The organism is Paenibacillus radicis (ex Gao et al. 2016) (genome assembly GCF_014641555.1).
Lineage (GTDB): Bacteria > Bacillota > Bacilli > Paenibacillales > Paenibacillaceae > Pristimantibacillus > Pristimantibacillus radicis.
Genome location: NZ_BMHY01000020.1, coordinates 34,381 through 45,914, shown reverse-complemented (window position 1 = coordinate 45,914; position 11,534 = coordinate 34,381). Strand labels below are relative to the sequence as shown.

Below are 11,534 nucleotides of genomic sequence, written 5' to 3'. Positions count from 1 at the left end.
GATGTTTGTCATGTTGTTACCTCCAAGTCAATTTATACTCAGAGTATATAATTTAGATGTGTCCACCAGGTGTATTTGGGGTGTATGTTAGGGGGATATTCGAAAGGCTCCTAATGATTCATGATATAAGACCAAATAAGACATTTTTAACGTTTTCATCAGCTTTAATTACGATAAAATTGAATTCCTCTTTGAATTTCAACATGATGACAACAATTCATTCATTTGTGTCAATATATTTCCTCATCTGATGTTATTTCTTTACCAGCTGTATACCATATTAATTCAGGAGATAAAAGAGAAGAATCACCAATCTTAAATTCAATAAATAAGCCCCAGGTATAGCTAAGTTTATTGTGCCGTGAACTATCTGTATAACATTGCATTTTTTTAAAATCAAACTTTCTATCTGTTCTATTTGTTGATTTCTTAATTTCGATAATTAATAAATTTCGTGTATTCGTCCCTCTTTCATGAATTACGATATCAGGATAAATTGATTTTCTCATATATTCTACATCATCAATGGTAGTAACTTTAGCGAATTCTTTGTTTAATTCTAGGCAGTCCATCTTTAAAAAATAAATATTTTTGTTTCCTGTTTCTTCATCAACATTTTTATTATACTCACAATCCACATTATACTCATTAAATTCCTCTTGAAGATAGTTAGCAAGTTTATGAGCAATTGTACGTTCATTCAAGTCGTTCTGAAGTAAATATTTATCCGCTACATCTAACTTTAATAGTGAATTGTTGACTTTCTCTTTGATTACTTTCAAATCATCTTCCAAGAATTACCTACCTCCAAGACTAAACTCTGTAATTACTTTTAATAAATCAACAATATAATATGACAAGATGGTGTTTATAACTCCTAAACAGAATATAGATAGCGCAATTGAGTTATCCTTTATAAAAGTAGAGTTAATAAAGTTTATTTTGGGGATTTTAAAATTATCTTTAAGTAGAAAAAAACTATCATTGATATCTAACAAAACTTCTAAATAAACAAAAAAGAATGCTGAAAGTAACACCCACACATTTTGTTCAATCTGTCCCATCGGTGAGAACTGGACTATTATTACTACCCATACTGTAAATATTATCTTCAATAAAGACTTAATGGTAACAATTAGAAATTTAAAATTCATATATCCCAAAACCATAAATAAAATGACTGTCCAAAGATTTATTTTCTTAACAGGTTCATAAAGATCAAAATATATGGTTCCATGAAGTGTTTTACCCCATAGCTCTAAAGTAAACCTATAAAATAAAAGACTACTACATATAATGATAAACATCTGTAAGTTTCGGGTCTTCTTTCGCATTTCTCTTTTTCTTCTCTTGATTCGTTCGTTCCTTGGTTCCACGTTCTTTAACCTTTCTTTTGAGAGTTTCCAATAATATATTGAAGAAATACGAAACTACAATAACCTGAACGGTTTCTGTCCTCAGTAATGTATTAACCTAAGCTATAAATATATTCGATTCCTCTACTGTTCTTTTATTCTAAGAAAAGATTAAGAATGACACGTGCCTCATCATACTACACACCAATCTTCAAACTGTTTGCCCACCTCGAAAGTAGCAATAAATATCCGTCGTCAAAATGAAAAACCTACTCTAATTATTCTTCTTTCCACTGAGTATAGGTAATATTAATTATGTTTTTGAGTTTAACCCCCCAATCTCAACCCTTCCCCAAATCCATCTTAGAAATCACATTCTTCTCATCAATTCGGTAGACGATGCCGCCGCCAGCGTATAAGAATTGATCCTCTTTATTAGCCTCGGTCAAAGTAATAGAATGTAAAACGGATAAATTGGACGCTTTATAAATAACTACTTTCTTATTGGTTTTCAGCATAACGGTCTCATCACTCGCTGTCTGGAATTCAAAATCACCAACGGTCAGCTGCTTTGTGTTGCCCTTACGATCAATTAAAAAGAATTTGTCCCCCACGTTTCCGCCATACCATTTGGTAAACGTACCCTCTCCATGATGGTGATGATCATACAAAGTGTCTCGGCCAGCTTGCCCTGTCAGCTCCTTACTCCAGACCGTTTTCCCCTTTTGATCTTTTGCAAAGTATGTCGTTTTATTGGTAGCACTATTATACTTATAGAAAATAATGAGCCCTTCAGCGGTAATGCCAGAGTAGTAGCCATCTTTGAAATTAACATTAAGCGAGAATTTTAATTTCATGGAATCATCATAGAAAGAAAACCGGGAAGCTTGTTTTCCAATAATATTAACGGTTACGAAATAACCATTTTGATATCCGTTTATAAAGCTTTTCCATTCTTTCTTCTCTTTCAGTTGACCTTTAGCATCATACGTATAGGTAACAAATTTTTCAGATGCGGTCTCCAAGTAAGTCACGATATTGCCGTTGTTTAATGTGAGTACACCTGCAATCGATCGAATTTTTTCTTTATATGGTTTCTCCCATAACTTCGTGCCAGCATCATTATAGGCAGTAAGCTTGTATGCATAGTTGCCTGAGCTATTTTTAGTAGCTGTCATCGCATATACGTTGCCTTTATTATCGACTTGAGCCAACGAGCCAAAAAAGGAATAATTAACGTTTGAGTTTTTCAAATAGTCAATGGTCGCTTTATGTTTTCCTGTATTTGTATTGATGATATGTAATTTATCACTGGAGAAATAATATAAATTATTTTTGCGAATTTCCGAAGCGGATAGACTAATGTATCTATAGTAGTCCTCCGTTTTAGGATCGGTATAGCTCCACTCCGCTTCCGGGATACTTGTCCATGTTCGTGCAAAAGCTTGTGTGGGCACCAGCAACAAAACAGCAATTAATGTACTGAGTAATAACTTTCTAGCATTCATTTCCTTAAACAGCCTCCTAAGATGTAAATATATATATTTTCTGCATGTATATATACTACACCAAAATAGGGACAATTTTCATATAAAAATTCAGAACATAGTCCAAAAGGCTTGTCTATTGTTGTAACTTCTTGCTCCAGGTTTCTAGGATTAAAGGCCATCGACATAATAACGCTGTTAAACCTCCAACAAAAAAAAGGACAGCCTAAAAGCTACCCCCATCATCCAAGAAAAAATACAACCGATAACAAAATTAGCACCCCGCCCTCATCCCGCTAATATAGTGTAGGAGTGAAAGGCGGGACACCTATGACCAACAATGCTGTTCAGGAGCAATGGGCTATCTTTCTGGCTGCAATCTGTGAGCAAACCTATGCCCAGTATACGAATAATGACGGCTTCTTCGTCGTCCCTTCCAACTATTCGCTCGTCGATACCATTCATGCGCAATCCATCAGTCATGTGTGGGAACGTTTTGGTTTTATACTGGAATCCGAGAATGACATCATTATTGCTTTTCGGGGCACCAGTTCGACAAACGATTGGATTGCAGATGTTCTTGCCTCCCAAATAAAGTTCCCTTACCTTCCTGAAGAAGATTGTCTTACTCATCATGGTTTTACAGAGATCTATTCTTCGGCACGTGAGCAGGTTGTAGCTTGCCTAGGAGATCTGTCTCCAGACAAGAATCTATACATTACTGGCCACAGCTTAGGTGCAGCACTCTCAACTTTGTGTGCTGTCGATGTTGCTGCCAACACCAACCACACTGCCCCGCAGCTATTTACATATGGCTCTCCCCGCGTAGGTGATCCAGAATTCGCAACAGTATTCACAACCTATGTCCCGAACAGCTATCGCTTAGCGAATCTTTATGACATCGTTACGTATGCCCCTCCTGCCGTCTACAAGCTGCCCATGCAGGAAAAAAAGTACTACTACAGTCATGTTCCGACTTTAGTATCCCTGTCATTCCAGCATGGATCGATAAAAGCTAATCATATGGTCGGCAGCTATTTCGCAGAACTCTCTAAGCTCCAGCCGATATTTACTGCTGAATTGTGTACGGCGAACCCCGGTTTCTGCCCGAACGTTGAGATCATCCCGGAGAAATAACTGACTTAAAGCTGATGAAAAAGCAGGAACAAATCACAACTGAAGCAATTGCTGCACTTGGCTAAGATTATCCCCTATAGTCAAAATACCAAAGCCCTTTATGGGCCAGTATTTTGGCTTTTTTCTTCTTCCTCTTTTCTCAACGAGTTAGATTTACAGCAGCTGACCTTTTCTTCACAACAATAATGCTCGAGACACAGATCAGCAATACGCAGAATGAATAGGGAAACGCCGCATTAGCGGTATATAAGGCTGTACCGGCAACTGGCCCCAAGAACGATCCGCAGCCTTGCAAAGCGGCAATAAAGGAAGCAACGCTTCTTTGCTCATGATCTTGAACGGCCATAGATGCCCCAGCACTATAACCGAGCAGCGTAAAGCCGATGCCGATACCCAAGATCGCAAAATCGACGTACGCAAAACGGATGAATAGTAAAAACCCAAGCAACCCTAAAGCGACGAATAATAACCCGACGCGAAGCACCTGCTTAGGATGCCATTTCAGATATTTGCTAATGACCACTTGGGATAAAGCAACCATCACACCTGAAATAGCCAGACCAATCCCAATCAGCTGAGTCGCTTGCCTTGCATCATAACCTAAGTTGTCCTGTACGAAAAATCCGATCGTAACCTGCACAATATTCAACGCGAAAGAAAGCACCAGTCCAATCCATAAGTAATGGCGGATTCGTGAATCATTAGGTGAAAGTGAGATCGACTGCCGGTTGATCTCCTTGTTCCGCTCATTCGGAATATAAATTAGAAAGAGAATCGCCAATAGGAAAAGCAAGATAGCTGCCACGTACATTGGAGCAGTGAGCCCAATCGATGCCATGCCGCCACTCATTGCAGGGCCTAATACGAACCCGAGGCCATTAGCTACACCGAACAAGGCCATACCCCGCGTGCGAGTTTCCTGAGTCGTCCATCCCATAACATAGGCTTGTGCTAAAGCCGGGATACCTCCGAAGAAAAACCCCGCGATTGCGCGAAGCAGGAAGAAACTCCAGAAGAGGCTCGACTTGCCCGCTGCATGAACCGCGTAATCTGCCAGCATTGCAAAGATGATGAGTGTCACTAAATAGACGAGCACAATCGAAGCCAGCAGCATTTTCCGGTTTAAGAACGTCTGCTTCTCCCAGAAGTATCCGCCTAGAAGCCAACACAACCCCGCAATGGATACCAAACATCCCGATTGAAAATCACTCAGCCCCAAATTACGTGATAGCGGGCCAATAATAGGATTAAATGCGGCAATTGAAATCATCCCGCCTAACAAAATAAGAAACATAATACTAAATCTATACTTCAACATTTCTCTTCTCCCCTCATGCAGCACGACCGCGATAAGATTAGATTCATAATCTTTGATCTCATGGTACTATGCGTGCAAGACGCCCACTACCAGCACCGGGAGTACTTTACTGGTTAGCGGGAGCAAACAACAAAAGCTGCTCCGAAGAGGAGCAGCTTAAGTAAAAATCGTTTCCATTCATCGATTTGCACCCAGTAAAATGGAAGAATGATGAATGATTTTCCCAGGATTAACCCCGTATTTATCTCGGAATGCCTCTGAGAAGTAACTTGAATTGGAGTACCCAACAGCGTGTGAGGTTTCCGTTACGTTCAATGTTCCCTGCTGCAGCAACTGAAAAGCCTTCTCTAATCGCTTCTCTCGTAAATAACCGAATACCGTGGTTCCGTACAACGCTTTAAACCCAGTCTTTAATTTACAATCATTCAGCCCGATCATACGTGACAGTTCTATCAAGGTCGGCGGATCGGTCATCCGTTCCAGCATAATGTCTCTTGCTTCCTGAATTTTTTGCCTATCATGATGGGGCAGCTTCCGATGCTTTGAAGGGTCTTCCACCAGAAAAGACTGAAACGCCATCGATAATAGTTCCAGGACCCTACATTCAATCTCGAAGTTTTTCGTGCCACTGGATTGAGCTAACTGTATCACCCTCTGGAGAGTGACAGAAGCTGCAGGATCGGTCGTTCCCTGAAATATTTTAAAAGATCGCTGATTGAGGAGCCGAAAGAAGTCGACTGCCCTTTCCCCGTCAATCGCCTCCATATAATGATGAAATGTTACGATGGGAATTCCTATGCCAAGCATAAGATAAGGCTCGTTCTCGTTAAATTCAAACTCAACCTTCACTTCATTTATGAGCTGCAAGGAGCAGCGTCCCGGAACAAACTCATATTGCACACCCTCAACACTTATCTCCCTGGTGCCTTGCAAGCAGAAGTTAAGCTCTACCATGGCTGTTTCTGTTGCTACAGGCATTTTCCGATTTCTGTGAAGGGTGAAGTCGGAAATGATCACCTCGATATCAGGCCGAGGCACAAGACGGCGAATGCCTCCCTCACCTGCATGCGAATGAATCTGCATCTGCTCCGAACGATTCGCTTGTTGCCGTGATATCTCAATCCCATCGAGAAAGAGATTAAAGTTTTGATGAAAGTCTGTCATCTTTTACCCCACACTTTGATATGGTTTATTTATTGCAGAAATATTGATAATGATTATCAGTTAAGTATAGCAAAAATGGGATTCATATGGCTATTCGAAAAAAACTCTTCTGCCGTTGGACTTGGCGGAAGAGTTTTTACACAATGTTGGCAAACATCCCATCAATGACAGGTACGTGTGAATCAACAACTAGCTATACCAATAGATAAGAAGAGAGACTTATTTTCGCACTTGGCGATTTCAAGAGCCTCTTCCAACAAAGGAAATCAGTCAAATCTTCATACGCATCTGCAAGTCAGCCCCCTTTGCTCTACTTAACCTAAGCAAACTTACAAACTCACTACCATTGTCGTATTGCCAACATCGCCCTTTTGATTAGCTAGGGCGATGGCGATTACCTTGGTTATTTCATATCCTCCCTTCAACGTAAAAAGCCAACTACGCTGAATTTCAGGGTAATCGGCTTTTAAAAAATATCTATATGAAAAGAGAGCATCTGGTGAAGGATGCTCTCTTTTGCTTTTCAAAATACGTCTGCAACCAAATTCACGAACTCATGAATTTATTTATCAAAGACTGACTCAAGTTTTCTGTCTTTGATTAATGATTTGGAGTTGTTAAGAAGTAGTTCTTGACAACTATTAATAATGCTCTCAAAACCAATGAGTTCTTTAGAAATATTATTAAACCATATCTCATATTCCTTCAAGGAAACCTCATTTCTTTGGTAAACAATCGTTTTTTCCAAAATAATATCATACAAACCCTGAAATCTTATGACTTCCACTAGCGAGCTATCAATAATTTTATCTTTTTCATTTCTTCGTATGAAATACTCATACTCCAACATTAAAGCTTTTACTGAGCCTAGTTTAGATGTTATTTGCCCATACAATACTGCTGTACTAATCGATGAATCCCTATTTTTGAGAACATTAATAATTGCGAGACAGCTAAATAAAACTCCCCTAATATCATCAAGCACAAGCAAGTAGTATTTTTTCTTCTCATGAAAATATGCTAGCAGGGATACTATTAAAACTAGGAAACTACTAGAAAACAAACCTAACATAATATTCAAAATAAATACACTAGCATCAGTTGAGTTTATACAAAATTGAATAAATATACCTACCAATAAACATAATATACAAAAAAATGACGACATAATAACTGTGTACTTTTGTAATCGAATATCGCATCCCTCCATTCCGACTTTTCATTACATATACTACCTTACTTAAGCAATTTAATCAGTTCAATTATATCACCCGCAGAAGCTGCCGCGAAGCCATGCTCTGTTGTATTCAGCGTGAGCTCGTTCAAAATATCTTTGAACGGCACAATCTTTACCCCTTCATTTCTTATAGAGTTCAACTCGTTAATATCCTTCACCTTTCCGTGTACAAACCAATACTCCCAATTCGCTTCGCCTACGACTGCATCCCTGAGCCTCTTTTTTTTATCGGAGGTATATTTAAGCTCAATCCAGGCTTTTACGCTGTTCTTAATATTCTCAGAGTCTCTGGCCTTGGCACTTGTCTTCGATTTCACGCCCAATTCCTCCATCTGCGACTTCGTCAGCTTGCTAATATACGCTATAGGTCGGACACTGACCTGCACCTCACAATGAATATACTCCCAACCCGCATCACCATTGTTCTTAACTGCCAGAAAATCAATCTCATTCAACTTTTCTCGAATGCCCCGAATGGTAAAATATCCATTTCTATTTAACCACTCCTCTACCAGAGTTTCCGCCTGAAGCGCCATTATTTCTTATCCCCCTTAAAGTCTTGGAAACAAAGGATTTCTAAGTTCTATTCGTTGCATTCCTACTACGACCACCACATGTGATGTCTGGCAGCGACTGTGTTCGACTGCCAGCTTCATATGACGCTGAGTGAGCGAGAGCAGGTGTTGCTCGATGGCGGGATTGATATCGAGTTGGTACAAGTGGATGGGCTTGGACATGGGCAACGCCTCCTTGGAAGTTTGTTATATAGTAGCTTCTTTTGTCGTTATTTGAAGTTATTCTTATTGTTTTAGTTGTGATTATTGGCATAAAAAAGGTATCTGCAGCGCTGGGCTGCAGTTACCTAATTGTAAAGGTTAGCAATCCCTTTAATAGCTATCATAGCGAGAACAAGTCGAATGTAGGAGTTTCTAAGCGATTGTAAGAATGTCCACTGAGTTCAGATAGCTCTGCCATCCCCCATAAAAGCATGCCAAATTCATCTTTCTTTGACTGTTCCATCCTATCCCATGATTCAGGATTTAATGCGATGTTCTCGCTTATAATCGGCAGGGTATTATTTATATAATTCTGTCTCTGCTGTTGATCTAACGCTTCTAGTTGCTGGCGATATCCAAAAAAGAGTTCATCATTATCTTTGAGCCATGAAATAATACAATAGGTCTTACTTTCTTCAGAAAAGACAATCACAAAAGTATGCTTAGCTAACGTCCTGACATCTAGTAAATTTTGCAATTTATTTCCTTGTAAATCAGTAGTTGGTGCTTCAAAACCTGAAGCTGCAAAATTGATTGAGAACGGCATTTCCCAAACTACACTGGATAGAATATTATACTGAGCAGTAAGATGTGATTTATCGAACAGGCTCTTAACAGGTTGGAAATCATCAATAGACATAAGCATACCACCAAATGGATCTTCATCTCTTGAAATTCCAATCAACGAAGGCTTACGTCTAAACGCATTTTTTTGCATATTAACTACTTCCATTTTCTTATGGTATTCAACAGCGAAACAACGATATGTGTACAAGAAGATATGTAATTCACTCCCATCGAAAAGACCATCTTCAATAGGCTCGAACAACTTATTATCATGATGACCACAAAAACCGGTGAACACAGTCGCTTCTTTGCGTCCCCATTTAGTCATAACTGCAAATGGATTGTCTGGCTTAGGGCATGGCATATAAACATGTCCATTACTAGAGAGTCGTTTTAGTATTTTGTTGTTTTGAATAGAATGAGCTCCAATTATTTTTTCGGAGCATGCTGGCCTATCTGGATGTAGGCATTGCTTAATCTTCGATTCTTTTCTAAGAGTCTTGAAACTGTTTAGAAAATTAACTGGATTTGAAAATTCTTCATTGTCATGTTTACCCAGACAACATTTTTTGTACTTGATTCCGCTTCCACATGGACAGTGGTCATTTCGACCTATCTTTTTATTCAATAACGTCCCTCCTGCTGCCATCACTTTAACTTGAACATTTCCTTGTAAGATAAAAGCACAAACATTTCATTCCTTGGGATTGTTTAAACAACCTATTTGAATAGATACGTGCATGATAAACAATCTCTCTAATTCACGTACATGAATGATGTTATTGACTCACAGAGACAGAAGTGTTCCTGCTGTTGCGCTGATCGCTGTAGCCCACGCGGTCTCCAAAAAAGACGCTACCAGAAGCCTGAGATTCATCAGCATCTCCTCCTTAGATTGAACAGCAATTACTTTACGACTGAAGTATAGAACTAGCGACAAGACTCCAATTAGAAACAAGTCCACAGGATCAACGAACAGTTGCGGGAACACTTCTGGCTGGAGACATGTTGTCTCTGACAGCTAATAACATTCCTCAAACACCTTACAATATCCTCCAATTATTTTAACAGATTGCTCAATGGAGTGCTACGATAAAAATGCAGTCGAAAAACCCCCTCATATGAAATAAAATGAAAGCAAACGAGGGGACGAGTGACAATGAATCGATACGACAAAACATTCAAAGAAGAAGCCGTAAGATTGAGCGATGAGATGGGATCAAAGAAAGCCGCCGAGCAGTTAGGCGTGCCCTACCATACGCTGCAGGAATGGAGAAAGCGAAGAACCCTGCACGGCGACGGCGCGCATATCGGGAGCGGACGCGCTTATGCATCTGCCGATAAGACGGCACGTGAAATCGAATTAGAAAAAGAAATCGGCGAGTTGCGTCGAGCGAATGAAATTCTCAAGGACGCACTCGGTTTTTTCGCAAAAGACCGGAAGCGGTAAAGGCATGCCAGCTCTATGCATACATCCGTGAACGACGGGATCAATGGACCGTCAAGGAGATGTGCGAGGTGCTTGCTGTCAGTGAATCGGGCTATTACCGTAGCTTGAAGCCCATACCCAAACAGGAGCGGCAGCAACTTCTTCTGGTCAAGATCAAAGACATCATTGGCGAACATGAAGACAACAGTAACTACGGTGTCCAGCGTATTCTGCTGGCGCTGTCACAAATCGAGATCACAACCAGCTACAGCACCGTCTACCGAATCATGAAGAAGCATGACCTGCTGAAGAAAGCCAAGCGTTATCCAAACGGCATTACACGCGAGGATGCCGCAGCTCAAAAGAGCGAGAACCTGATCCAGAGAGACTTCAAAGCCTCAGTACCCAACCAAAAATGGTTATCGGATATCACCGAAGTCCCTTGTTCAGACGGCAAGCTCTATCTGTCCGCGGTCATGGATTGTTTCAACGGAGAGATCGTGGGCCTGGCCATGGACGACAACATGCGCAAGGAACTCTGCATCCAAGCTTTTGAGAACGCCTGCAAAGCGAGAAATGCTCGCGGAATGACTTTTCACAGCGATCGAGGCAGCCAATTCACGAGTCATGCTTTCCGGGAGAGTTTGGCTAAACGTAACGCCATTCAGAGGATGAGCGGCACGGGTCGTTGTTATGATAACGCAAGGATGGAAAGCTTTTTTGCTACGCTAAAGAAAGAGAAGCTGTACAAGATCAACACGGAGCGCTATCCGATGGCCGATATAAAATCGATCATCTTTAGATACATTATGGTTTATTACAACAGGCGGCGGATCTACACCTCTAATCCAGGGGGCTGGCCCCCAGCTATTTATCGCGAAAGAATGCTGTCACAAGCAGCTTAGCAACGGGATTTCTGGATGAGGGTATTTTCAAACTGCACTTTTTTGACAACTCCATTGTTCCTTATTTGCAGCAACACTATCATATTCTTCGCTATTCGAGGACACACTTTTTCTTGTAGAAAAGCTCAATATTACTTCTTTTTTCGCCGTTGGTCATGG

At 40.3% G+C, this 11,534-nt stretch carries 12 protein-coding genes; 3 read left to right on the top strand and 9 right to left on the bottom strand.

Translation table 11 applies throughout. The features are described from left to right. Window positions 1-230: 230 nt before the first annotated feature. Together IEX98_RS27035 and IEX98_RS27030 are read right to left on the bottom strand one after the other, a co-directional pair. Window positions 231-794 carry a hypothetical protein gene (locus IEX98_RS27035; RefSeq protein WP_229692418.1) on the bottom strand — a complete coding sequence of 188 codons (564 nt, stop codon included), beginning with the start codon at window positions 792-794 and terminating at the stop codon, window positions 231-233. A gap of 902 nt (window positions 795-1,696) precedes the next feature. Then, window positions 1,697-2,863: a hypothetical protein gene (locus tag IEX98_RS27030; protein WP_188892806.1), complete on the bottom strand. Its 1,167-nt coding sequence runs from the start codon at window positions 2,861-2,863 to the stop codon at window positions 1,697-1,699. Between the two features lie 309 nt (window positions 2,864-3,172). Here IEX98_RS27030 and IEX98_RS27025 point away from each other — a divergent pair, with 309 nt between their 5' ends. Continuing rightward, window positions 3,173-3,979 carry a lipase family protein gene (locus IEX98_RS27025; RefSeq protein ID WP_188892805.1) on the top strand — a complete coding sequence of 269 codons (807 nt, stop codon included), beginning with the start codon at window positions 3,173-3,175 and terminating at the stop codon, window positions 3,977-3,979. A 139-nt stretch (window positions 3,980-4,118) separates the two neighbouring features. Here IEX98_RS27025 and IEX98_RS27020 read toward each other — a convergent pair whose 3' ends face one another. The 7 genes from IEX98_RS27020 to IEX98_RS26990 all read right to left on the bottom strand — a co-directional run bounded on the left by IEX98_RS27020 (window position 4,119) and on the right by IEX98_RS26990 (window position 9,669). Continuing rightward, on the bottom strand, window positions 4,119-5,297 hold the full coding sequence (locus tag IEX98_RS27020; RefSeq protein ID WP_188892804.1) for an MFS transporter: 1,179 nt from the start codon (window positions 5,295-5,297) through the stop codon (window positions 4,119-4,121). Between the two features lie 177 nt (window positions 5,298-5,474). Then, window positions 5,475-6,461, bottom strand: a complete 987-nt coding sequence (locus tag IEX98_RS27015; protein WP_188892803.1) for a helix-turn-helix transcriptional regulator — start codon at window positions 6,459-6,461, stop codon at window positions 5,475-5,477. Window positions 6,462-6,790: 329 nt separating this feature from the next. Further along, window positions 6,791-6,988, bottom strand: coding sequence for a hypothetical protein (locus tag IEX98_RS27010; protein WP_188892802.1), 198 nt, complete (start codon window positions 6,986-6,988; stop codon window positions 6,791-6,793). A gap of 35 nt (window positions 6,989-7,023) precedes the next feature. Continuing rightward, the gene (locus IEX98_RS27005) at window positions 7,024-7,542 is read right to left on the bottom strand and encodes a hypothetical protein (protein WP_188892801.1); all 519 of its coding nucleotides are present in this window, start codon (window positions 7,540-7,542) and stop codon (window positions 7,024-7,026) included. Between the two features lie 155 nt (window positions 7,543-7,697). Continuing rightward, on the bottom strand, window positions 7,698-8,234 hold the full coding sequence (locus IEX98_RS27000; RefSeq protein WP_188892800.1) for a hypothetical protein: 537 nt from the start codon (window positions 8,232-8,234) through the stop codon (window positions 7,698-7,700). Window positions 8,235-8,249: 15 nt separating this feature from the next. Next, entirely contained in the window at window positions 8,250-8,435 is a 186-nt protein-coding gene (locus tag IEX98_RS26995) for a hypothetical protein (RefSeq protein WP_188892799.1), read from the bottom strand. 160 nt (window positions 8,436-8,595) lie between these two features. Beyond that, window positions 8,596-9,669 carry a YecA family protein gene (locus tag IEX98_RS26990; RefSeq protein ID WP_188892798.1) on the bottom strand — a complete coding sequence of 358 codons (1,074 nt, stop codon included), beginning with the start codon at window positions 9,667-9,669 and terminating at the stop codon, window positions 8,596-8,598. Window positions 9,670-10,200: 531 nt separating this feature from the next. Here IEX98_RS26990 and IEX98_RS26985 point away from each other — a divergent pair. Together IEX98_RS26985 and IEX98_RS26980 are read left to right on the top strand one after the other, a co-directional pair. Continuing rightward, window positions 10,201-10,491, top strand: coding sequence for a transposase (locus IEX98_RS26985; protein WP_188892797.1), 291 nt, complete (start codon window positions 10,201-10,203; stop codon window positions 10,489-10,491). A gap of 23 nt (window positions 10,492-10,514) precedes the next feature. Next, the gene (locus tag IEX98_RS26980; protein ID WP_188892836.1) at window positions 10,515-11,375 is read left to right on the top strand and encodes an IS3 family transposase; all 861 of its coding nucleotides are present in this window, start codon (window positions 10,515-10,517) and stop codon (window positions 11,373-11,375) included. Window positions 11,376-11,534: the final 159 nt, after the last annotated feature.

Bases quoted from the DNA above. Each gene is read 5' to 3' on its own strand.
- IEX98_RS27030 (WP_188892806.1), bottom strand. From the start codon at position 2,863: ATGAATGCTAGAAAGTTATTACTCAGTACATTAATTGCTGTTTTGTTG.
- IEX98_RS27025 (WP_188892805.1), top strand. From the start codon at position 3,173: ATGACCAACAATGCTGTTCAGGAGCAATGGGCTATCTTTCTGGCTGCA.
- IEX98_RS27020 (WP_188892804.1), bottom strand. From the start codon at position 5,297: ATGTTGAAGTATAGATTTAGTATTATGTTTCTTATTTTGTTAGGCGGG.
- IEX98_RS27015 (WP_188892803.1), bottom strand. From the start codon at position 6,461: ATGACAGACTTTCATCAAAACTTTAATCTCTTTCTCGATGGGATTGAG.
- IEX98_RS27000 (WP_188892800.1), bottom strand. From the start codon at position 8,234: ATGGCGCTTCAGGCGGAAACTCTGGTAGAGGAGTGGTTAAATAGAAAT.
- IEX98_RS26995 (WP_188892799.1), bottom strand. From the start codon at position 8,435: ATGTCCAAGCCCATCCACTTGTACCAACTCGATATCAATCCCGCCATC.
- IEX98_RS26985 (WP_188892797.1), top strand. From the start codon at position 10,201: ATGAATCGATACGACAAAACATTCAAAGAAGAAGCCGTAAGATTGAGC.